The 21,267-nt window shown below is 66.4% G+C and carries 19 protein-coding genes; 10 read left to right on the forward strand and 9 right to left on the reverse strand.

Features of this window, described 5'->3' with window-relative positions; translation table 11 throughout:
• Together FGU64_RS11285 and gndA are read left to right on the forward strand one after the other, a co-directional pair.
• Complete coding sequence (locus FGU64_RS11285; RefSeq protein ID WP_139953375.1) at positions 1 to 1,611, forward strand: CopD family protein; 1,611 nt, start codon at positions 1 to 3, stop codon at positions 1,609 to 1,611.
• Positions 1,612 to 1,696: 85 nt separating this feature from the next.
• A complete protein-coding gene (gene gndA, locus FGU64_RS11290; RefSeq protein WP_139953376.1) occupies positions 1,697 to 3,118 on the forward strand; it encodes an NADP-dependent phosphogluconate dehydrogenase in 1,422 nt (473 codons plus the stop codon).
• 823 nt (positions 3,119 to 3,941) lie between these two features.
• On the opposite strand, the gene FGU64_RS11295 is transcribed toward gndA, so the two are convergent.
• The 7 genes from FGU64_RS11295 to FGU64_RS11325 form a co-directional block, all read right to left on the reverse strand.
• On the reverse strand, positions 3,942 to 5,030 hold the full coding sequence (locus FGU64_RS11295; RefSeq protein ID WP_139953377.1) for an ABC transporter ATP-binding protein: 1,089 nt from the start codon (positions 5,028 to 5,030) through the stop codon (positions 3,942 to 3,944).
• The gene (locus tag FGU64_RS11300) at positions 5,030 to 6,133 is read right to left on the reverse strand and encodes an ABC transporter ATP-binding protein (protein WP_139953378.1); all 1,104 of its coding nucleotides are present in this window, start codon (positions 6,131 to 6,133) and stop codon (positions 5,030 to 5,032) included. The genes FGU64_RS11295 and FGU64_RS11300 overlap by 1 nt, the downstream gene beginning before the upstream one ends.
• Positions 6,130 to 6,357, reverse strand: coding sequence for a hypothetical protein (locus FGU64_RS11305; RefSeq protein ID WP_136359891.1), 228 nt, complete (start codon positions 6,355 to 6,357; stop codon positions 6,130 to 6,132). Before FGU64_RS11305 ends, FGU64_RS11300 begins: the two co-directional genes overlap by 4 nt.
• Positions 6,354 to 7,313, reverse strand: a complete 960-nt coding sequence (locus FGU64_RS11310; RefSeq protein WP_139953379.1) for a carbohydrate ABC transporter permease — start codon at positions 7,311 to 7,313, stop codon at positions 6,354 to 6,356. Before FGU64_RS11310 ends, FGU64_RS11305 begins: the two co-directional genes overlap by 4 nt.
• A gap of 1 nt (position 7,314) precedes the next feature.
• Positions 7,315 to 8,220 carry a sugar ABC transporter permease gene (locus tag FGU64_RS11315; protein ID WP_139953380.1) on the reverse strand — a complete coding sequence of 302 codons (906 nt, stop codon included), beginning with the start codon at positions 8,218 to 8,220 and terminating at the stop codon, positions 7,315 to 7,317.
• Between the two features lie 73 nt (positions 8,221 to 8,293).
• Entirely contained in the window at positions 8,294 to 9,610 is a 1,317-nt protein-coding gene (locus tag FGU64_RS11320) for an extracellular solute-binding protein (protein WP_139953381.1), read from the reverse strand.
• Positions 9,611 to 9,976: 366 nt separating this feature from the next.
• Positions 9,977 to 10,639, reverse strand: a complete 663-nt coding sequence (locus FGU64_RS11325; protein WP_136359887.1) for a TetR/AcrR family transcriptional regulator — start codon at positions 10,637 to 10,639, stop codon at positions 9,977 to 9,979.
• 97 nt (positions 10,640 to 10,736) lie between these two features.
• Between FGU64_RS11325 and FGU64_RS11330 the strand changes: the two genes are divergently transcribed.
• The 3 genes from FGU64_RS11330 to FGU64_RS11340 all read left to right on the forward strand — a co-directional run bounded on the left by FGU64_RS11330 (position 10,737) and on the right by FGU64_RS11340 (position 13,279).
• Positions 10,737 to 11,936, forward strand: coding sequence for a Tm-1-like ATP-binding domain-containing protein (locus FGU64_RS11330; RefSeq protein WP_246671304.1), 1,200 nt, complete (start codon positions 10,737 to 10,739; stop codon positions 11,934 to 11,936).
• Between the two features lie 10 nt (positions 11,937 to 11,946).
• Positions 11,947 to 12,786, forward strand: coding sequence for a phosphoenolpyruvate hydrolase family protein (locus tag FGU64_RS11335; protein ID WP_139953383.1), 840 nt, complete (start codon positions 11,947 to 11,949; stop codon positions 12,784 to 12,786).
• 76 nt (positions 12,787 to 12,862) lie between these two features.
• A complete protein-coding gene (locus tag FGU64_RS11340; RefSeq protein WP_139953384.1) occupies positions 12,863 to 13,279 on the forward strand; it encodes a cupin domain-containing protein in 417 nt (138 codons plus the stop codon).
• Between the two features lie 201 nt (positions 13,280 to 13,480).
• Here FGU64_RS11340 and FGU64_RS11345 read toward each other — a convergent pair whose 3' ends face one another.
• Together FGU64_RS11345 and FGU64_RS11350 are read right to left on the reverse strand one after the other, a co-directional pair.
• Entirely contained in the window at positions 13,481 to 13,822 is a 342-nt protein-coding gene (locus FGU64_RS11345; RefSeq protein WP_136359883.1) for a hypothetical protein, read from the reverse strand.
• 105 nt (positions 13,823 to 13,927) lie between these two features.
• Entirely contained in the window at positions 13,928 to 15,115 is a 1,188-nt protein-coding gene (locus tag FGU64_RS11350; protein ID WP_139953385.1) for a Xaa-Pro peptidase family protein, read from the reverse strand.
• Positions 15,116 to 15,467: 352 nt separating this feature from the next.
• Here FGU64_RS11350 and FGU64_RS11355 point away from each other — a divergent pair, with 352 nt between their 5' ends.
• The 5 genes from FGU64_RS11355 (at position 15,468) to FGU64_RS11375 (ending at position 21,266) form a co-directional block, all read left to right on the forward strand.
• Positions 15,468 to 17,078 carry an ABC transporter substrate-binding protein gene (locus FGU64_RS11355; RefSeq protein WP_139953386.1) on the forward strand — a complete coding sequence of 537 codons (1,611 nt, stop codon included), beginning with the start codon at positions 15,468 to 15,470 and terminating at the stop codon, positions 17,076 to 17,078.
• A 267-nt stretch (positions 17,079 to 17,345) separates the two neighbouring features.
• A complete protein-coding gene (locus FGU64_RS11360) occupies positions 17,346 to 18,329 on the forward strand; it encodes an ABC transporter permease (RefSeq protein ID WP_139953387.1) in 984 nt (327 codons plus the stop codon).
• Positions 18,326 to 19,150, forward strand: coding sequence for an ABC transporter permease (locus FGU64_RS11365; RefSeq protein WP_139953388.1), 825 nt, complete (start codon positions 18,326 to 18,328; stop codon positions 19,148 to 19,150). The genes FGU64_RS11360 and FGU64_RS11365 overlap by 4 nt, the downstream gene beginning before the upstream one ends.
• Positions 19,147 to 20,742, forward strand: a complete 1,596-nt coding sequence (locus FGU64_RS11370; RefSeq protein ID WP_139953389.1) for an ABC transporter ATP-binding protein — start codon at positions 19,147 to 19,149, stop codon at positions 20,740 to 20,742. The genes FGU64_RS11365 and FGU64_RS11370 overlap by 4 nt, the downstream gene beginning before the upstream one ends.
• Positions 20,739 to 21,266 (forward strand): L-2-amino-thiazoline-4-carboxylic acid hydrolase, encoded by a 528-nt coding sequence (locus tag FGU64_RS11375; RefSeq protein WP_139953390.1) that lies wholly within the window; start codon positions 20,739 to 20,741, stop codon positions 21,264 to 21,266. Before FGU64_RS11370 ends, FGU64_RS11375 begins: the two co-directional genes overlap by 4 nt.
• The last annotated feature ends 1 nt before the right edge of the window (position 21,267 follow it).

The raw sequence follows: 21,267 nt of genomic DNA on the forward strand, positions 1-21,267 counted from the left end.
ATGCCGATGACGAAGCATCGGCATGCCGGTGGGGCTGGCGGCGTTTTCGCCAGCCTCCTCCTCGCCTTCCTGCTGTGGCTCGCCCTGCCGGCCATTGCCTTTGCCCATGCGGCGTTGATTTCCGCCGAGCCGGCCGACAACGCGATCCTCGCCGAAAGTCCGGCGCGTTTCACGCTCACCTTCAACGAGCCGGTTTCACCGCTCAAGCTGGCGCTGGTCCGCCCCGACGGCACCCCGGTCGGGCTTTCGGATTTCCATGTCGACGGCGGGACCGTCGCCATCGATGCGCCAGGCAAGCTCGGACAAGGCACGCATGTGCTGAGTTGGCGCGTCGTATCCGCGGACGGCCATCCCGTCGCCGGCTCGCTGCTTTTCTCCGTCGGCGCGCCGAGCGCGGCACCTGCCGCTGCCGAACCGATCGACTGGCCGCTCGATATCGCCATCTGGATTGGCAAGGTCACCCTCTATGCCGGGCTGTTCCTCGGCATCGGCGGCGCCGTCGCGCTGGCCTGGCTGGCGCGCGGCCGCGACGGCTTCCGCGCCACCGCTCTGTTCCTCGTTGCCGGCCTTGCCGCGGCGCCACTGTCGCTCGGCCTGCAAGGGCTCGACGCGCTGGGCGCACCGCTGGTCCGCTTCGCCGATCCGGCCGTCTGGCAGGCAGCGCAGTCAACCAGCTTCGCCTGGACCGTCCTGGCCGCCATCGCCGCACTCGGCCTCGGCCTCCTGTCGCTCGTCCTGCCCGGCCGCCGGCTCCTCTCGCTTGCCGCCCTGGCCGGCACCGGGATCGCCCTTGCGGCCAGCGGCCATGCAAGTGCCGCCGAACCGCAATGGCTCACGCGGCCGCTGGTTTTCCTGCACGGCGCCGCCATCGCCTTCTGGGCCGGCGCGCTGCCGCCGCTGGGCCTCGCGCTGAAACGGCGCAAAGCCGATGCACCGGCTTTCCTCGCCCGCTTCTCGCGCACAATCCTGCCCGTCGTCGCCGTCCTGGTTCTCTCCGGCACCGTGCTGGCCATCGTCCAGGTGCAGGAGCCGGGCGCCCTGCTGTCGACCGCCTACGGCCGCCTGCTGACGGCGAAGCTTGCGCTGCTCGTCGTCCTGTTCGGCCTCGCCGCGCTCAATCGCTGGCGGCTGACCGCCCCGGCCGAAGCCGGCGAACGGTGCGCGTCCGCGCGGCTCGCCCGCTCCATCGCGATCGAAATCACCCTCGTCGTCGCCATCTTCGGCATCGCCGCCGGCTGGCGCTTCACGCCGCCGCCACGCGCCCTGGCGATTGCCGCCACAGAGCCCGCCGCGATGCACATCCACACCGAAAAGGCGATGACCGACCTGTCCATAACACCCGGCCATACCGGCCCCGTCTCCGCATCCATCACCATCATGACCGGCGATTTCGGCCCGCTCGACGCCAAGGCGGTGACGCTGGTCCTGTCCAAGCCCGATTCCGGCATCGAGCCGCTGAAGCGCGAGGCGACGAAGCCGGGCGACGGAACGTGGCGCGTCGACGGTCTCGTCATACCCGTCGCCGGGCGCTGGACCGCCCGCCTCGATATCCTCATTTCCGACTTCGATATGGTGCAGATCGAGGCGCCGATCGACATCCGGCCGCAATGACTGGCTCCAAGTCGATTGAAGTGCTAGCTGCGCACATGCCATCATCATGGCCTCCGAGCATTCGCCGTAGTTGAAGGACGCACCAATGGAAAAAGCCGAAATCGGCCTGATCGGCCTTGGCACGATGGGCTCCAACCTGGCGCTCAACATCGCCGAGAAGGGCCACCGCATCGCCGTCTTCAACCGCACCGTCGCGCGCGTCGACGAGTTCAAGGCCAATGCCGGGGAATTGGCCGACCGCATCGTGCCCTGCCACAGCTTGGCCGAACTCGCCGCCGCCATCCGGCCGCCGCGCCCGGTCATCATCATGGTGCTGGCCGGCAAGCCGGTGGACGAGCAGATCGCGGCGCTGCGCGGCGAATTGGAAGCCAACGACATCCTCATCGACGCCGGCAACGCCAACTTCCACGACACGGTGCGCCGCTTCCGCGAACTGGAAGGCTCCGGCCTCACCTTCATCGGCATGGGCGTGTCCGGCGGCGAGGAAGGCGCGCGCCACGGCCCTTCCATCATGGTCGGCGGCACCGAGGAAAGCTGGAAGCGCGTGGAAGGCGTGCTCACCGCCATTTCCGCCAAGTTCAAGGGCGAGCCCTGCGCCGCATGGCTGGGGCCGGACGGCGCCGGCCATTTCGTGAAAACCATCCACAACGGCATCGAATATGCCGACATGCAGATGATCGCCGAGATCTACGGCATATTGCGCGACGGGCTCGGCATGGGCGCGAAGGAGATCGCGCCGGTGTTCGAGACCTGGAACAAGGGCCGGCTGAACTCCTACCTGATCGAGATCACCGCCAAGGTGCTGGCCGCCGACGATCCGAAGACCGGCAAGCCGGTGGTCGACGTCATCCTCGACCGCGCCGGCCAGAAGGGCACCGGCAAATGGTCGGTCATCGAGGCGCAGCAGCTCGGCATCCCCGCCACGGCCATCGAGGCGGCGGTGGCTGCGCGCGTGCTGTCGTCGCTGAAGGACGAGCGACAGGTCGCCGAGAAGGCCTACGGCGCGCTCGACGTGGAGAAAATCGATGCGCCGAGGGACGCGCTGCTGAAGGACCTCGAACTCGCCCTGTTCGCCAGCAAGATCGCCGCCTATGCGCAGGGCTTCGCGGTGATGGCAGGCGCCTCGAAGGAATTCGGCTGGAAACTGCCGATGCCGACGATCGCGAAAATCTGGCGTGCCGGCTGCATCATTCGCTCGGAAATGCTCGATACGATGGCCGAGGCCTTTTCCAGCGGCGGCGCGGAGAAGAACCTGCTGATGGCGCCGGCCTTTGTCGCGCTGATGAGGCAAGCACACCCATCGCTGCGCCGCATCGTCGCCCGCGCGGCGGAGGCCGGCCTGCCGGTTCCGGCGCTGTCTTCCGCGCTTGGCTACTTCGACGCCTACCGGCAGGGCCGCGGCACCTCCAACCTCATCCAGGGCCAGCGCGACTTCTTCGGCGCCCACGGCTTCGAACGGATCGGCGAGCAAGGCGCGTTCCACGGGCCGTGGAACAGCGCCGACTGATCCCTCCCCCTTGAGGGGAGGGTGGCCGGGCGAAGCCCGGTCGGGGGGTCACCTACACCGCTCCGACGCTATCGCTATGAAGCCCTCGTTCTACGGCCAGCGGCCCCTCCCGGCCGCTACGCGGCCACCCTCCCCTCAAGGGGGAGGGGAATGCCGGCGCACCTCCTCGCTGCCACGCTGCCTTTCGGCCCTGGCCATTGTCAAAGAGTGGACCTCTTATGCTTGAGGTCGGGAAGCGGGCGCGGGGGCCGTGCCTGCTAAGTTAAGTAATGGCGCGGCATCCCGCGCCCGCCGGTGTCTTGCCTCCCCGAGGGTCGTTGCCGCCTTTCGGGCGGCCCGCTGGCTCGGTCGAGGCCCGGACTTGGGGGTTCATCGCCCAGCCGCCTACCGCAGACGACCAGCCCGGCACCGTCTCCCGCCACAAGCGCCCGGTTCGCGACCCGCGTTCCCGCACAGGAGATGGCAGGCAGTATGAGGCGGATGAAAAGGACGGGGATAGATTTCGGGAAGATTTTTCAGAATCGCACTCCGTCCAGCACCCCTCATCCGACCTCGCTGTCGCTCGGCCACCTTCTCCCACAAGGGGAGAAGGGAGGAGTTTGCGCCTCCGCTGCGGCAAATCTCCAGCGTTGACGATTGGCCGTGAGGGTGACGCGGCCTTGCCTTCTCCCCTTGTGGGGTGAGAATCCGGTTTGCCGAAGGCAAATCGAAAGCTCCGGTGGAGCTTTCGAAGAATCGAACGCCCGAAGCCATGGCGAAGGGCCGGTGACGGCGCGTAGCGCCGAGACGGATGAGGGGTGTTGGACGGAGTGCGGGTGGCGCCCTATTCCCCGTGCCTGAGGCTCACCCCGTTGCCCTTGTCGAACAGCACGACCTTGTCGGGGTTCCAGGCAAGGCGCACCGTCTGCTCGGCGGCGACGCTGGTTTGCGCCGGCACGGTGGCGCGCAGGTGGATGTCGCCGACCCTGAGCGTAACGATCTTTTCCACGCCGTGGTTTTCCACGTCGTGCACCAGCGCCTCGACCGGCGCGCCGCTTTCCAGATGCACGTCCTCGGGGCGGATGCCGAAGACGAGCGGGCGACCATCGGTCGTCCCGCCCGTCCTCCCGCCCCCCTCGGGCAAAGGCAATTCAAACGTCATCGGCGCCATCACCGCCCGGCCGTCGACCAGCCGTCCGTCCATCAGGTTCATCGGCGGCGAACCGACGAAGCTCGCCACATAGGTGTCGCGCGGATTGTTGTAGATTTCCTGCGGCGTGCCGGTCTGGACGATGCGGCCGTGGTTCAGCACGCCCACCTTGTCGCCCATCGACATCGCCTCGATCTGGTCGTGGGTGACGAACAGGAAGGTGGCGCCGAGTTGTATCTGCAGGTTCTTCAACTCCGTGCGCAGCGCCTCGCGCAGCTTGGCGTCGAGCGCCGACAGCGGCTCGTCCATCAGGAACACGCGTGGCTTGCGCACGATGGCGCGGCCGATGGAGACGCGCTGCATCTCGCCGCCCGAGAGCCTGTCTACCTTGCGGTCCAGCAGATGCTCGATGCGCAGTGTCCTGGCCGCGCGCGCGACGCGCTCCTTGATTTCGGCATCGGGCACGCGCCGGATCTTCGGCTTCAGCGGGAATTCCAGGTTCTCGCGTACCGTCAGCCGCGGATAGAGCGAATACTGCTGCAGCACCAGCGCCACGTCGCGCTCGGCCGCACCCCAGTCGGCGACGTCGACACCGTCGATGAAGACCTGGCCCTCGGTCGGCTTCTCCAGTCCGGCGATCAGCCTGAGCGTCGTCGTCTTGCCGGCGCCGGTCTCACCCAGCAGCACGAAGAACTCGCCGTCGGCGATATCGATATCGAGGTTCGACAGCGCCTTGTGGCTGCCGAACGTCTTGGTGATGTTCTTGAGCTGGATATGGGCCATCACAGAGCCACCCCGAGCGACTTGCCGCTTGCCGTGTCGAAGAAATGCGCCTGGGCCGGGTCGACGCGGGCGAAGACCTTTTCGCCTGCTCTCGCGACGAAGCCGCTCTTGGTGCGGGCGCGCAGCACCTCGCCGCCGACCTTGAGGTCGACAATGTCGAAAGAGCCGAGTGGTTCGATGATCTGCGCCTCGACGGGCAGGAAGCCGTCCGTCGCCTCGCGGGCGACCAGCACGCCCTCGGGGCGGATGCCGAGCTTCAGACCGCCGCCGGCATGGCCGTTGAGCCTGGCCAGCAGTTCGCCCGGAAAGGCGAAACCCTTCTCGGCGCCGCCGACGGCGACGGAAGCCTGCCCGGCCTGCTCGCTGACCGTGGTGTCGGCGACGTTCATCACCGGGCTGCCGACGAACTGCGCGACGAACAGGTTGGCCGGCTGGCGGTAGACCTCCTCCGGCGTGCCGACCTGCTGCAGCACGCCCTCGTGCATGATGACGATGCGGTCGGCCAGGCTCATCGCCTCGATCTGGTCGTGCGTGACGTAGATGGTGGTGGAACCCTGCTTGACGTGCAGCCGCTTGATCTCGGCGCGCATCTCCTCGCGCAGCTTGGCGTCGAGCGCGCCGATCGGCTCGTCCATCAGCATGGCCTTGGGCCGGCGCACCAGCGCCCGGCCGATCGCCACGCGCTGCATGTCGCCACCCGACAGCGCCGACGGCTTCTTGGCCAGCAGGTCGGTGATGCGCAGCACCCGTGCGATCTCGCGCACCGCCGCGTCCACCTCGGCCTTGCTGATGCGCGTGGCGCGCAGCGGGAAGGCGATGTTCTCGTAGACGCTCATATGCGGATAGAGCGAAAAAGACTGGAACACCATGGCGATGTCGCGGTCCGACGCCTTGAGATGCTGCACCGGCTTGCCGTCGATGAGGATGTCGCCCTCGTCGATCGTTTCCAGCCCGGCGACGGCGCGCAGCGTCGTCGTCTTGCCGCAGCCCGACTGGCCGAGCAGCACGATGAACTCGTTGTCGGCGATGGTCAGGTTGAGGTCCTTGATGACCTGGACGGCGCCGAACCACTTCTGCACGCCGCGAAGCTCGATCTGCGTCATGCCCGGCCCTCGTTGTGATCGGAGACGTCGAACACGCCGTCGGTGTCCTCGGGCGTGACGCCGGGCTTGCCGAACCAGTTGGTGAACATGAAGGTGACCAGCCCCACGATGACGATGGTCACGCCGTAGCGGTGCAGGAACAGGCTCCACGGCTGGCACAGCGCCACGATGCCGAGCACCATGACGATCTCGGCCGTGCGTTGCAGGGTCGAACTGCGCATCATTTGCGGATCGCTCCGAAGGACATGCCGCGCAACAGGTGGTTGCGGAGCAGGAAGGTGAAGATCGCCACTGGCAAAAGGAACAGGAAGGTGCCGGCCGCGATCACCGTCCAGTCGGGCAGGCCGGAGCCGACCTGGCTGGGGATGAAGGGCGGCGCCGTCTGCGCGCGGCGGTTGGTCATGATCAGCGCGAAGGCGTATTCGTTCCAGGCGGTGATGAAGCAGAACACGGCGGTGGCCGCGATGCCGGTCGCCGCCTCCGGCAGCACGATCTTGAAGAAGGCCTGCATGCGGGTATAGCCGTCGACCAGGGCTGCTTCCTCGTATTCCTTCGGAATCTCGTCGATGAAGCCCTTCATCAGCCACACCGAGAACGACAGGTTGAAGGCGGTGTAGAGGATGATGAGGCCGATATGCGTGTCGGTCAGGCCGACGATGCGGTACATCAGGAACATCGGGATCGCCACCACCACCGGCGGCAGCATGCGCGTCGACAGGATGAAGAACAGAAGGTCCCCCTCCCCCTTCACCTTGAAGCGGGAGAAGCCGTAGGCGGTGAAGGTGCCCATGCCGACCGCCAACACCGTCGAGGTGACGGCGATTATGAGCGAGTTCAGGAAGCGGCTCGGATAAGCTGACCACTGCACCTGGTCCTTGCCGTCGCGCACGACCTTCTCGCCGCCGTCGAAGACCATCCGTTCCCACCAGGGAGCGGCGGCGTATTCCTCCGGCGTCGGCTGCTCGCGCAGTTGCGAACGTTTGGTCATCAATTTGACGAAGGGCGAAATCTCGGGCGTGAACACCACCGTCGGCGGGATGGTGGTGGCGAGGTTGCGCGGCTTGAAGGAGGTCGCCACGATCCAGTAGATCGGCGCCAGGAAGATCATGGTGATGACGAGGACGGCGACGATGGCGAGCCTGTTCAGCGCCCGCTCGCCGGAGGTCTGGACGGCGGCCATCCTACCGCTCCTTCACTTTGTTGAGGTACTTCACGTAGATGTTGGTGATGGCCAGCACCATGATGAGCACGATGTAGGCGAGCGCGCAGGAACGGCCCGTCTGCCATTCCTGGAACGCCATCTTGTAGAGGCGGATGGAGATGACCTCCGTGCTCGGCTGCGTCGACAGCACGTAGGCGAGGTCGAAGGTCTTGAAGGCCTCCATGGTGCGGAAGATGATGGCGATCATCAGGATCGGCGCCACCAAGGGCAGCGTGATGCGGAAGAAGGTGTAGAGCGGTCCGGCGCGGTCGATCGCCGCCGCCTCGTAGAGGTGCTTCGGCACCGCCGACAGGCCGGCCAGCGACAAAAGCATGACGAAGGGCGCCCACATCCAGATGTCGGTGATGGCGACGGCGTAGAGCGCCATGTCGGGATCGCCCAGCCACTGGAACTTGCCGAGGCCGAGCGCCCAGTTGATGACGCCCCAGGACGGGTCGTAGAGCAGCTTCCAGAACAGGCCGACGACGGCCATGGACAGCATCATCGGCAGAAGCAGCAGCGTCGTGATCAGCCCCTTGAAGGGGATGTCGCGGTTGAGCAGCATCGCCGTGCCGAAGCCGACGATCACCTGCCCCACCACCGAGACGATGACGTACTTCGCCGTCACCACGAAATTGTTCCAGATGTAGGGATCGTTGAGCAGTTCGCGATAGTTCTGCAGGCCGACGAAATTCGCCGGCGCGTTGGTCGAGGCGCGGAAGTCGGTGAAGGAATAGCCGAGCGAATAGAGCAGCGGGAAGATGTTGAAGACGATCAGGAACAGGATCGTCGGGATGATGAACAGATTGCGGATCGCGATGTCGCTCATGCCGCGGGCGGCGGCGCGGGATTTCGGATCCAGCGTGGAGATCACGGCTGTCGCCACGGATCGGCCTTTCCTGCTTCCATGAAAAAGACAGCGGAGGGAGCGCGAGCCCCCTCCGCCAATCTGCGGTGGTCTACTTCACCCGCCCGTATTTCTTGAACGTGCCGTCCCAGTCGCCGGCGAGCGCGTCCAGCACTTCCTTGGCCGAGCCCTGCCCGTTCACGACATAGGGATAGACGCGCTGGTTGAGCTGCTGCAGAAGTTCCGCATATTCGGGAACCGCCCAGAAGTCCTTCACCTTGAACATCGTCTCGTAGAAGGCCTTGTTGTAGGGCGTGGCGCTCTGGAAGGCTTCCGATTCCAGCACGGCCTTGTTGCAGGTGTAGCCGCCGAGGTCGGCCCACTTCTTCTGCGTGTCGTCCTGGATGAACCACTTCAGGAACTTCATCGCCTCCTCCTTGTTGTTGGAATAGGAGACGACGGAGATGCCCTGGCCGCCGAGCGCGGCGTACTGGTCGCCGCCGGGACCCGCCGGGTTGGCGAAGAAGCCGGTGTTCTTGGCGTAGGGGTTGGTGGATTCGTTGAGCAGCGAGGGCAGGAACGCGAAGTAGTTCATGCTCATCGCCGCAAGGCCTTCGGTGATGGCCTGGTTGTTCTCGACGAAGAAGGCGTTGGTCCAGCCCGGAGGCGTGAAGCCGAACAGCTTGCGGTAGTTCTCCAGCGCTGCCACCGCCTTGTCGGAATTGACGATGCCGTCGACCTTGTAGGTGCCGTAGTCGCCCAGTTCCGCCCCGTAGGAGAACAGCGCGTTCTCGACGCCCATCGCCAGGCCGTCATACTGGTTCTGCGTGTAGATGGCGATGCCGTAGCGGTTCTGGTCCGGCCGGTTGAAGAACTCGGCGATGTCGGTGAGTTCCTTGAAGGTCTTCGGTGGCGCAAGGTCGTAGCCGTACTTCGCCTTGAAGGCCTCCATCTCCTTGGGGTCTTCGAACCAGTCCTTGCGATAGGCCCAGCCGACCGCGTCGCCCTCTGCCGGGATCGACCAGTATTTGCCGCTGCCGCCGGGGTATTCCGCATAGTATTTGACCGTCGCCTCGGCCATCTTCTCGTTGACCTTGTTCTCCTTCACGAAGTCGGTCAGGTCGACGTAGTGGCCGCCCTCGGAGGCCGCGCCCAGCCACTGCGAGTCGCCGACGACGAGGTCGTAGGCACTGCCCTTGGCGTTGAACTCGGTGAAGGCCTTGGTCTGGAAGTCGGCCCACGGCGTGGTCTCCACCACCACCTTGACGCCGGTTTCCTTCTCGTACTCGTTGCCGAGTTCCTGCAGGTAGTTGGCCGGATCCCATTCGGCCCAGAAGATGGTGAGCTGCTTGTCCTGTGCGTGCACGGACGTGCTGCACGCGAGTGCCATACCGATACCAGCGAGTACGCTGGCCACTGACTTGCGCATAGTTTCCTCCCTTGTGCGCATTCTTTCCGGCAATGCCGGCCGGTGCGCCACCGGCCTGGTCGTTTCCTCTCCGTACCGCTTTTCCAGCAGGCCCTGCGGCCTGTTCCGGAACGCGCCGCAGCCTCCTCCGCGACCGTTCTTCTTGTTTCAATCTGGTATGACCAATTTTTATCTGCCGTCAAGGCCTTTCTTGATACCGTTCAGCGATTCCGGAATAGTGAGATTATCATAAGTAATTGTTTTATATGATATTATTAGAGGCAAGCGAAAACTATCCAACGGATAGGGAAGAACTCGATTCGCAATGGGCAGCGTGATACATAAAATCTGGTCTAACCAGTTATCAATCAGTCTGCTCCCCGTTGACTACACGTCCGGCGGTGTTCCCCCTGCCTCGGCCAGCGCCGCGCGCACCAGGGCGCGCGCCGTCCATTGCGCCACCGACAGCGTCTCGGCACCGTCCAGTCCCCACATATCCTTGAGCACGACGATCGCCTCGACGCCGAAGACCAGCGACAGTGCCTGCGTCAATCTCCGGAAGGCGCGCGGCGGCAAAACGTCCTTCAGGGGCAGGACCGCCTCGGCAAGCAGGTCCTTGCGATGGCCGCGCGCCAGCTTCGGCTCGGCGCCCAGCGTTCCGGCCTGGCCGCGCGCCCAATGGTCGAGCGACAGTTTCAGCGCCGCCTTGAACGTCGCCTCGAAAGCCTCGATGCGCGGCATGGCGGTGTCGAACAGCGCGGCGACCCGCCGCTCGGCATCCTTCGATTTCGACCGCCACGACAGGATCGGCCCGAGCGCCTCGTCCACCACCGCCTGCACCAGCGCCGCCTGGCTGGGAAAATAACGGTAGGCCGTCGCCCGCGACACCTCTGCGGCCTCCGCCACTTCGCTGACGGAGGGCGTGGCGCCCGCCTGCATCAGCCGCGACGCCGTCTCCAGCATCAGCCGGCGGGTGCGGGCGCGCGGCCCCTTCTCGCTCTTGCCGTTCTCGTCCCTGTCCGGAACAGTCGGTTGACGTGAGACATCCATGTCAATACGATACGGCCGTCTCAAAAATTTCGCAATGCCCGCACGCTGGAATTGCACGTCGCGACGGGCCGCCCGGACAGGCCTTGGGGAGGGAGACGTGGTCAAGCGCATCTACGTCGTCGGCACCGCCGACACCAAGGGCGAGGAACTGGCCTATCTCGCCGACATCATCGCGGCTTCGGGCGCAGCCGTGGCGCGCGTCGATGTCGGCACCCGCGGCGCCCTGGTGCCGGTCGACGTCGCCGCCCGCGACGTCGCCGCCTGGCATCCGGACGGCACTTCGGCGGCGCTGGTCTCCAACGACCGCGGCACCGCGGTCGCAGCGATGGGCGAAGCCTTCGCCCGCTTCGCCGCCTCCCGGCACGACATCGCCGGCATCATCGGCATCGGCGGCGGCGGCGGCACCTCGATCGTCACCGCCGGCATGCGCGCCCTGCCGCTCGGCTTGCCGAAGATCATGGTGTCGACGCTGGCTTCCGGCGACACCGCCCCTTACGTCGACGTCTCCGACATCGTCATGATGCCGTCGGTCACCGACATGGCAGGCCTGAACCGGCTGTCGCGTGCCGTCCTGCACAACGCCGCCCAAGCGATCGTCGGCATGGCCGCCCATCCGGCCCCTGCCGTCGAAGGCAAGCCGGCCCTCGGGCTCACCATGTTCGGCGTCACCACGCCCTGCGTGACCGCAATGGTGGAGAAGCTGCGCGTCGATCACGACTGCATGGTCTTCCACGCCACCGGCACCGGCGGCCGCACCATGGAGAAGCTCGCCGACAGCGGACTGCTTTCCGGCGTGCTCGACATCACCACGACGGAGGTCTGCGATCTCCTGTTCGGCGGCGTGCTGCCGGCGACTCCTGACCGCTTCGGTGCCATCGCGCGCACGAAGCTGCCCTATGTCGGCTCGGTCGGCGCGCTCGACATGGTCAATTTCTGGGCGCCCTCGACCGTGCCGGAGAAATACCGGGACCGGCTGTTCTATCCGCACAATCCCAACGTCACCCTGATGCGCACGACAGCCGAGGAATGCCGGCAGATCGGCGAATGGATCGGCGAGCGGCTGTCACGCTGCGAGGGACCGGTGCGTTTCCTCATCCCCGAAAAGGGCGTCTCGGCGCTCGATAGCGAAGGCGGCGCCTTCTTCGACGCGGAGGCCGATGCCGCCCTGTTCGAAGCCATCGAACGGACCATCCGGCCGACCGCCGACCGGCGCGTCGAACGCCTGCCGCTGCATATCAACGATCCCGCTTTCGCCGAAGCCGCCGTCGCGGCTTTCAGAGAAATCGCCAGCCATTGAAAGAGAGACGATGCCCGCCATCCCGCGCAAGGACATCCTTCAAAAATTCCGCGCCATGATCGACGCAGGCCGCCCCATCGTCGGCGGCGGCGCCGGCACCGGCCTGTCGGCCAAGGCCGAGGAAGCCGGCGGCATCGACCTCATCATCATCTACAATTCCGGCCGCTACCGCATGGCCGGGCGCGGCTCGGCCGCCGGCTTGCTCGCCTATGGCAACGCCAACGCAATCGTCAAGGAGATGGCCTACGAGGTGTTGCCGGTGGTGAAGAAGACGCCGGTGCTGGCCGGCGTCAACGGCACCGATCCCTTCGTCATCATGCCGCTGCTGCTCGCCGAGTTGAAGACGATGGGCTTCTCCGGCGTGCAGAATTTCCCCACCATCGGCCTGTTCGACGGTGCCATGCGCACCAGCTTCGAGGAAACCGGCATGGGCTACGGCCTCGAAGTCGACATGATCGCCGAGGCAAACCAGCTCGACCTGTTGACGACACCTTATGTCTTCAATCCGGACGAAGCGAAGGCGATGACCAGCGCCGGCGCCGACATCATCGTCGCCCATATGGGCGTCACGACCGGCGGTTCCATCGGCGCGACCTCGGCCAAGTCGCTTGACGATTGCGTGGGCGAGATCGACGCCATCGCCGATGCCGCACGCTCGGTGCGCAAGGACGTCATCCTGCTCTGCCACGGCGGGCCGATCTCGATGCCGGACGACGCGCGCTATATCCTCGACCGCTGCAAGGGCCTGCACGGCTTCTACGGCGCGTCCTCGATGGAACGGCTGCCGACCGAAAAGGCCATCGCCGACCAGACCGCCGACTTCAAGGCCGCCACGGGCGGCAAGCGATAGGGCATTCCAGCAGAAAGCGTGGCGCGGTTTGCGTCCGGAAATGCGACCAAGGCAAAGAGACAGGAAGGAATAAGCAATGAGCGATCCGGGCAAGGTTTTCGTCTATCCGAGCGACGTCGACGGCTTCGGCTTCGACTGGGGCAAGCTGTCGCTGACGGTCGGGCCGGAGGTGAACGGCGCGAAGCACTTTTCCGGCGGCGTCGTCGACCTGCCGCCCGGACAGGGCCATTCGCGCCACAACCATCCGGGCGCGGAAGAAATCATCTTCGTCATCTCCGGCAACGGCGAGCAGATGATCGAGGACGAGCACGGCAACCCGCATGTGCGCCAGGTCGGCCCCGGCTGCACCTGCTTCATCCCCGAAAGCCGCTTCCACTCGACGCTCAACACCAGCAGCGCGCCGATGCAGCTTTTCGTCGTCTATTCGCCCGCCGGACCGGAACTGGGCCTGCGCGAGTTACCGGATTTCAGGATCATTCCGGCTGGGAATTGAGGCAGGGCCAATCGCTTGTGGGGCGCGCGAGGTTCGCCCCCTCTCCGTCTTGCTTCGCAAGCCACCTCTCCCCCGTTCCGAGGGAGAGGATGGGAGCCAAGCTAGACGCCTATCCTCTCCCTCACGAAGTGGGGGAGAGGTGGCGCCGCGAAGCGGCGACGGAGAGGGGGCAACGCGCCAGAGACAAATACACGCTCTTCCCTACCGCCCCTGAAGCACCCGCACGATGGTCGGCGTGACCTGTCCGCGCGCCGCGGCGTTGATGTCGGAACGCGACAGCCGGCCGTTGGCGATACCGCGGGTCAGCCGCGAGCAATAGAGGCGCGGCGTGGAAGAAACCGACGCGTTCATCAGCTTGGCGATGTTGCGGCGTGTCGCATAAGGCTTGCGGGAAATGTTGCGCGTGCAGGTGCGCACGAAATCGTTGCGCAGGGACGGACTGCCGCGCAGAGCTTCGCGGCTGGCATCATAATTCGTCTGGGAAATGCCGCAGCCCGCCAAGGCGAGCAGCGAAAGCGCGAGAACGACGTGACGACAAGCCAATGGGGTGGCCTCCTCTCCTATCCGCCCCCGGTTGCATAGTGCGTCTCACGGTTGAAACGTCAACCCTGCCGGCCCGTTTCGGTCACGCCGTCTTTGCGCCGGGATTTAGGCGGTCCCGCCCCGGTTCCAGCCCCGGCCACGGTCGCCGAACATCGTGTAGCCGTCCACTGTTACCGCCACCGTGTCCTCCAGCTTGATGAAGCCGCGCGCCGGATGCAGCATGGTGGTCTCGACCGACAGCACAATGCCCGCTTCCAGCGGCTTTTCGGCATCGGTGCCCTCATAGGCGACCGGATGGTTGGTCATCAGGAACGGCGCCTCGTGCGAGATCAGCCCCATGCCGTGCGCGAAGAAGTCGGTGTAGGGCGCCACCTTCGATGCCTTCAGCACGCCTTCGGCGTGCGAAATCATCTCGGCGCCGGCAACGCCGGCGCGAATCTTCGAGAAGGCGGCCTGCTGCACCGCCTCGACCTCGCCGAGCAGGTCTTCCAGCTCGGCATCCGGCTCTCCCAGCACGCCCATGCGGCAGAGATCGCCGATATAGCCGTGATAGTTGCCGCCGGAATCGATCGACAGCACCTCGCCCTTCTGCCACGCCTGCGCCGAGGCGGCACGGTTGTGGCTGGAGCCCAGCGTCAAAAGGCAGTATTCGAAATGCGCGCCGCGATTGGTCTCCTCGCGCCGCAGCCGCTCGATGATCTCGCCCTTGGTCGAGCCTTCGCGCGCGGCACCGATCGTCGCCAGCATGGCATCGGTGATGAGTTCGGAGGCGACGCGCAGCTTCTCCAGCTCCGCCGGTGTTTTCACCGCCCTCAGCCTCTCCAGCGTGCCGGTGGCGTCGACCAGCTTGGCATCGGGCAGCGCGTTGCGCAGCAGCGTATAGGCATCCGACGGCAGGAAGGGCGGCTCGATGCCGATGCGCGCGCCGGCCTTGCCGATCTTTCGGATATGCTCGACGGCGAGGTTGGCCGCATCCAGCGTGCCCCAGCAGGCGGTGTGCACCGAAGGCGTCCAGAACGGATGGTTCTGGTGCTCGCCGCCTTCCATGCGGTTCCCGACATAGGCGGCGTGGTCGGGGCTGGCACGTTCATAGACGACGACCGGCAGGTAGCGGCTATGGCCGATGGCGTCCATGGCCGCAAAGAAGATGAACTTGTAGCCGCCGAGCAGGTACTGCGTGTTGTGCTTGGAGGTGGCGACGAGCACGTCGATGCCCGCTTCGTCCATGAGGCGATCGAGGCGGGCGCTGTCGAAAGGAACCGAACCGACGGTGGCGCCGGGCGCGACGTTCATAGCCTTCTCCCTGGATTGGCCCTCTGCGGGGCACCACGGCGCGATGCGCCTTTTGTCGGGCAAATCTGCACCATTTTGCCGTCACTGGTCCAGCCAGAAAACAAGCGAGATTGAAAATCCACCCGGACGGCCGCCTCTTTTTCGATAAGAAGCCTCCATCTGGTCATACCAGATAGAGGAAAAAGCCGTTGCGGACGGTACTGGGCCAGCGGATGAAATTTTCAAAGCCAAGCCCCGCCGCGCCAATTCCTTCTCTGGCGCAAGCCTTCGCGAGGGCCATAATCGCGGCCGAAGCCAGACAGGATGCCGCGCGCCATATGGCCGGCAAGCGGCGAAGGACGGAGTGCTCCCGATGCTCGATTTTTCCCTTTCCAGACGCAGCCTTCTTGCAAGCTCGGCGGCGCTGATGGCCTCGACCGCCCTGCCCCGCTTCGCGTGGGCCGAGACGCCGAAGGCGGGTGGCCGGCTGGTGGTGGCCGCCGATTCCGAGCCGCGCAACCTCAACCCGGCCATCGTGGCCTCCAACGGCGTCTTTTTCGTCTCCAGCAAGGTTGTGGAGACACTGGCCGAGGCCGACTACACCGCCAAGGACGGGCTTGCCCCGCGTCTGGCGACAAGCTGGGAAGGCGCCGCGGACGGGCTCTCCGTCACCTTCAAGCTACGCGAGGGCGTGACGTGGCACGACGGCAAGCCCTTCACTTCGGCCGATGTCGCCTTCTCGGCGCTCGAAGTGTGGAAGCCGCTGCAGAATCTCGGCCGCACCGTCTTCAAGGACCTCGAAGCCGTCGAGACGCCGGACGACCACACCGCCGTCTTCAAGTTTTCCAAGCCGACGCCCTTCCAGCTTATCCGCAACGCCCTGCCGGCGCTTTCCAGCGTCGTGCCGAAGCATCTCTACGAAGGCACCAAGATCGAGGAGAACCCGGCCAACAACGCCCCGGTCGGCACCGGCCCGTTCAAGTTCGCCGAATACAAGGCCGGTCAGTACTACAGGCTGGAGAAGAACGCCGCCTATTGGGAAAAGGACCAGCCTTACCTGGACGAGATCATCTATCAGGTCCTGCCCGACCGCACCTCGGCGGCCAACGCGCTGGAAGCAGGCGAAATCCAGCTCGCCGCCTTCTCCGCCGTGCCGCTGGCCGACCTCGAGCGCATCTCCAAGGTGCCGGGCCTCACCGTCGTCACCAAGGGCTACGAAGGCCTGACCTACCAGCTCGTCGTCGAGATCAACCACCGCCGCAAGGAGCTGGCGGACCTGAAGGTGCGGCAGGCCATCGCGCACGCCATCGACAAGGATTTCGTCGTCAAGACCGTCTTCCTCGGCTACGCCCACGCCGCCACCGGCCCGGTGCCGGCCAACGACCCGCAATTCTACACGCCGGACGTGCCGTCCTACCCCTTCGACGTCACCAAGGCCAATGCGCTGCTGGACGAGGCCGGCTACAAGCGCGCCGACAACGGCACGCGCTTTGCGCTGAAGCTGTTGCCGGCGCCCTATTTCAACGAGACCAAGCAGTTCGGCGACTACCTGCGCCAGGCGCTCGCCGCCGTCGGCATCGACGCCCAGCTGGTCAACAACGACTCGGCCGCCCACATCAAGGCCGTCTACACCGACCACGCTTTCGACCTCGCCGTCGGCCCGCCGGTTTTCCGCGGCGACCCGGCCATCTCCACCACCATCCTGGTGGAGAGCGGCATTCCCGATGGCGTGCCCTTCTCCAACCAGGGCGGCTACAAGAACGCCGAGATCGACGCCATCATCGAGAAGGCTTCCGAGGAACTGGACGCGGAAAAGCGCACCGAGCTCTACCGCGAATTCCAGAAGAAGGTCGCCGCCGACCTGCCGCTGATCAACGTCGCCGAATGGAGCTTTACGTCGGTCGCCAGCGACAAGGTGCGCAACATCGCGAACAATCCGCGCTGGGCGGTGTCCAACTGGGCCGACACGTGGCTGGCGGAATAGGCGTGCGGGATTGAGCCGAACGCCGGCTTGCCGGTAAGGTCCGGCCATGGATTTCGTGCGCGATAGTCTCCGGCGGCCTGCTGACCTCCCCTTGAATCGTCTTAGGGGGATGACAATTGCATATGGCGTTATACCCCCACCCCTAACCCCTCCCCTCAAGGGGGAGGGGGACTTGGCGCGCGGCAGCTCCCCCTCCCCCTTGAGGGGAGGGGTTAGGGGTGGGGGTATCCCAGCCGATACCGCGATCCCGACACCTGGATCGCCCCCATGACCCGCACCCTTCGCCTCGTCCGCCGCCGGCTGGTCGGCTCCGTCTTCGTGCTGCTGATCGTCGTCGTCGGCTCCTTCCTGATGTTGCAGGCCGCGCCCGGCGACGCGGTGGACGCCTATGTCGTCTCCATGGGTGGAGACGCCGGGCTGGTCGAGGCGCTACGCCATTCATGGGGGCTCGACCAGTCGGCCTGGACGCGCCTTGCCAACTATCTGTGGGCGCTTGTCCATCTCGACCTCGGCTGGTCGGTGACCTTTTCGCGCCCGATCCGCGACGTCGTGCTGGAACGCCTGCCCAGCACGCTGCTCCTGATGGGCAGCGCCACGGCGCTCTCCTTCTTCCTCGGCTCGGCCCTCGGCATCGTCGCCGGCGCGCGGCCGGGTTCCCTGCGCGACCGGCTGCTCTCCACCGGCTCGCTGGCGCTCTATGCCGTGCCGAGCTTCTGGCTGGCGCTGGTGCTGGTCATCGTCTTTGCCGTCGACCTGCGCTGGCTGCCGATCGCCGGCATCGAAACGATCGCGTCCAGCAAGACCGGCCTCGCCCGCGCCGCCGACATCGCCTGGCATCTGGTGCTGCCGGTCTCCGCACTCGGCTTCATCTATCTGGCGCTTTACCTGCGCATGATGCGCGCCGGCATGGCCGAGGTCTGGCGGCAGGATTTTATTCTCGCCGCCCGCGCGCGCGGCCTGCCGCGCCGCCGCATCGTGTTCGCCCACGTGGCGCGCAACGCGCTTTTGCCGCTCGTCACCATGCTCGGCCTGCAGTCGGCGCAGATGCTGGGCGGCTCGGTCGTCATCGAAAGCGTGTTTTCCGTGCCGGGGCTCGGCCGGTTGGCACAGGAGGCGGTGGCCGGGCGCGACACGCCGCTGCTGCTCGGCATCATCCTCGTCAGCGCCGTCACTGTGGTCCTCATCAACCTCGCGGTCGACATCGCCTATGCGCTGCTGGACCCGCGCGTCGGCGCCGGCGAGGCCGCATGAGAGGCCGTTTCCTGCAAACGCCCGAGGCGGTGGCCGGCACAGCCATCCTCGTCCTGCTGGCAATCATGGCGCTGGCAGCACCCTTGCTCTTTCACGGCGATCCGCTGCGCATTGCCGGCCAGGCGCTGGTGCCACCCTTCCAGGACTGGTCGCTGCCGCTCGGCACCGACAGGCTCGGCCGCGACGTGCTGGCCGAGCTGTTCCACGGCGCCCGCACCTCGCTCGTCGTCGGGCTGGCGGCGGCGGCGGCCTCGCTTGCCGTCGGAGCCGTCGTCGGCACGCTGGCCGGCTTTGCCGGCGGGCTGGCGGACGAGGCGCTGATGCGGCTGACCGACGCCTTCCAGACCGTGCCCGGCTTCCTTCTGGCGCTCGCCTTCGTCAGTATCGTCGGCCCCTCGCTGTCCGTCGTGGTGATAGCGATCGCACTGTCGGCCTGGACCGGCCCGGCCCGCATCGCCCGCGCCGAAGTGCTGTCGATCCGCGAACGCGATTTCGTCGCCGGCGCGCGCGTCGTCGGCATGCACCCGCTGGAAATCGCTTTCCGCGAGGTGCTGCCCAACGCGCTGCCGCCGGTGCTGGCGCTGTCCTCCATCATCGTCGCCCAGGCGATCCTGATCGAAGCCGCCCTTTCCTTCCTCGGCCTCGGCGACCCCAACCGCGTCACCTGGGGCGGCATGGTGGCGGAAGGCCGCACGGTGCTGCGCACCGCGCCCTTCCTCTCCATCGTTCCCGGCATCGCGCTGGTGGTGACGGTGCTCGGCGTCTACCTCGCCGGCGAAGGCGCGATCGAGAGTGCCGCGGTCAGGAAGGGCCTGTCGTGAGCGCCGCGCCGCAAGCCCCGCTGGTCGCCCTGCACGGCCTGACCGTCGCCTATGGCGGCGATGTCCCGGCGCTCAGCACCATCGACCTCGACATTTTTGCCGGCGAGCGGCTGGCGCTGATCGGCGAGAGCGGCTCGGGAAAATCGACGCTGGCGCTCGCCGTCGCCGGCCTGCTGCCGGCCTCGGCGAAAACCGCCGGCACCATCGAATGGGAAGGCACTTCGCCGCTCGGCGGGCGCGATATCGGTTTCGTCTTCCAGAACCCCGCCGGCAGCCTCGACCCTGTGATGGCGGTTGGCCGGCAGGTGGCGGAGGTGGCACGCACGCATCTCGGCCTGTCGTGGCCGGATGCACTGGCCCGCGCGTGCGACCTGTTCGGCCGCGTCGGCCTGCCCGACCCCGATACGCTCGTGCACGCCTTTCCGCACCAGCTTTCCGGCGGCCAGAAGCAGCGCGTGGCGCTCGCGGCAGCCATTGCCGCGCGGCCGAAACTTTTGATCGCCGACGAGGCGACCAGCGCGCTCGACACGATCGTCCAGGCCGAGATCGTGGCCCTGATCCGCCGGCTGGCCGCCGAGGACGGGATGACGCTGCTGTTCGTCAGCCACGACATCGCGCTCGCCGCCGAACTCGCCGATCGTATCGCCGTACTGCGCGGCGGCAGACTGATGGAACTCGGGCCGACCCGGCAGGTGATCGGCCGCCCGCAAAATTCCTACACGCGCAGCCTGATCGCCGCTCATATCGGCCTCGACAGCCCGCCCCTCTTCGCGGCTGCCAACATGAGTGCCCCGCCAATGGGTAAGCATCTGCTGACGGTTGAGAGCCTTTCCAAGCGATTCCATAGCGGCGGCAGGGCTGTAGCCGCAGCCGACGCCCTGTCCTTCCATATCGATGCCGCCGAAACGCTGGCACTGGCCGGCCCGTCGGGCTCGGGCAAGTCCACCGTTGCGCGTCTTCTGCTGCGACTGATCGAGCCGGACGCCGGCAGCATCGCCTTCGAGGGTGACGACTGGCTGGCGCTGCAAGGCAACGCCCTTCGCGCCCGCCGCGCCCGCATGCAGATGGTGTTCCAGGACCCGCTCGCCGCCTTCAACCCGCGCGCCACCGTGGCGCGCGTGCTGGACGATCCCTTGCGCATCCACCGCATCGCCCCGCGCGCCGAGCGGCCCGCCCGCATCGCCGAACTGCTGGAGCGCGTCGGCCTTTCCCCTAATCTTGCCGGCCGCACCGTCCACGAAGTGTCCGGCGGCCAGCGCCAGCGCGTCGCCATCGCCCGCGCGATCGCGACAAAACCGTCGCTGATCGTGCTGGACGAGGCCGTCTCGGCGCTCGACGTCTCGGTGCGTAGGAAGATCCTCGAACTGCTCGCCGACCTGCAACGCACCGACGGCATCGCCTACCTGTTCATTTCGCACGATCTCGGACTGGTGTGCGCCTTCGCCCATCGCGTCGCCATCCTCGACGGCGGCCGGCTGACCGAAGAAGGCGATGCCCGCGCCGTCATCGACGCGCCGCGCTCGGCGGTCGGCAAGGCGCTGGTGGCGGCGACGCCGAGACTGCATCGATTGACAGGACAGGACGCGTCATGACCGAGACAAACGCCCATGCCCCCGCCGAAACGCTCGCCGCCGAACTGGAAGCCGCTTTCCGCAACCGCGCCGACCTCTACCGGCTGATGCTGGACGAACTGACCGCCGATCTTGGTGCCGAACGGGCCGAGGCGCTGATGATCCGCATCATCGAAAAGCGCGGCCGCGAGGTCGCGGCGGCGGCCTTCGCGAAATTCGGGCCGAACGACGCGCGCGCCATCGGCGAAGCTTTTCTGGCCGTCAGCCCGGACGGCGGGCGCATGTACCCGACCGATGTCGAGCGCGGCGACCACCGCATCGCCTTCAAAGTCAAACGCTGTCCGTTGAAAGACGCGTGGACGGACGCCGGCGTCGGCGAAGAAAAACTCGCCACGCTGTGCCGCATCGCCGGCGCCTTCGACCGCGGCCTGTTCGAGGCGACCGGCGTGAGGTTCGACAACGTCACCTGGGTGCCCGGCCACGGCTCCGGCTGCTGCCACATCGCGTTGACAGATCGCGATACGGGAGCGCCGATCAATACGTAAG

This window comes from Mesorhizobium sp. 8, assembly GCF_006351905.1.
GTDB lineage: Bacteria > Pseudomonadota > Alphaproteobacteria > Rhizobiales > Rhizobiaceae > Mesorhizobium > Mesorhizobium composti.

Coding starts and splice junctions, on each gene's coding strand:
- FGU64_RS11285 (WP_139953375.1), top strand. CDS start 1: ATGCCGATGACGAAGCATCGGCATGCCGGTGGGGCTGGCGGCGTTTTC.
- gndA (WP_139953376.1), top strand. CDS start 1,697: ATGGAAAAAGCCGAAATCGGCCTGATCGGCCTTGGCACGATGGGCTCC.
- FGU64_RS11295 (WP_139953377.1), bottom strand. CDS start 5,030: ATGGCCCATATCCAGCTCAAGAACATCACCAAGACGTTCGGCAGCCAC.
- FGU64_RS11300 (WP_139953378.1), bottom strand. CDS start 6,133: ATGACGCAGATCGAGCTTCGCGGCGTGCAGAAGTGGTTCGGCGCCGTC.
- FGU64_RS11305 (WP_136359891.1), bottom strand. CDS start 6,357: ATGATGCGCAGTTCGACCCTGCAACGCACGGCCGAGATCGTCATGGTG.
- FGU64_RS11310 (WP_139953379.1), bottom strand. CDS start 7,313: ATGGCCGCCGTCCAGACCTCCGGCGAGCGGGCGCTGAACAGGCTCGCC.
- FGU64_RS11320 (WP_139953381.1), bottom strand. CDS start 9,610: ATGCGCAAGTCAGTGGCCAGCGTACTCGCTGGTATCGGTATGGCACTC.
- FGU64_RS11325 (WP_136359887.1), bottom strand. CDS start 10,639: ATGGATGTCTCACGTCAACCGACTGTTCCGGACAGGGACGAGAACGGC.
- FGU64_RS11335 (WP_139953383.1), top strand. CDS start 11,947: ATGCCCGCCATCCCGCGCAAGGACATCCTTCAAAAATTCCGCGCCATG.
- FGU64_RS11340 (WP_139953384.1), top strand. CDS start 12,863: ATGAGCGATCCGGGCAAGGTTTTCGTCTATCCGAGCGACGTCGACGGC.
- FGU64_RS11350 (WP_139953385.1), bottom strand. CDS start 15,115: ATGAACGTCGCGCCCGGCGCCACCGTCGGTTCGGTTCCTTTCGACAGC.
- FGU64_RS11355 (WP_139953386.1), top strand. CDS start 15,468: ATGCTCGATTTTTCCCTTTCCAGACGCAGCCTTCTTGCAAGCTCGGCG.
- FGU64_RS11360 (WP_139953387.1), top strand. CDS start 17,346: ATGACCCGCACCCTTCGCCTCGTCCGCCGCCGGCTGGTCGGCTCCGTC.
- FGU64_RS11365 (WP_139953388.1), top strand. CDS start 18,326: ATGAGAGGCCGTTTCCTGCAAACGCCCGAGGCGGTGGCCGGCACAGCC.
- FGU64_RS11375 (WP_139953390.1), top strand. CDS start 20,739: ATGACCGAGACAAACGCCCATGCCCCCGCCGAAACGCTCGCCGCCGAA.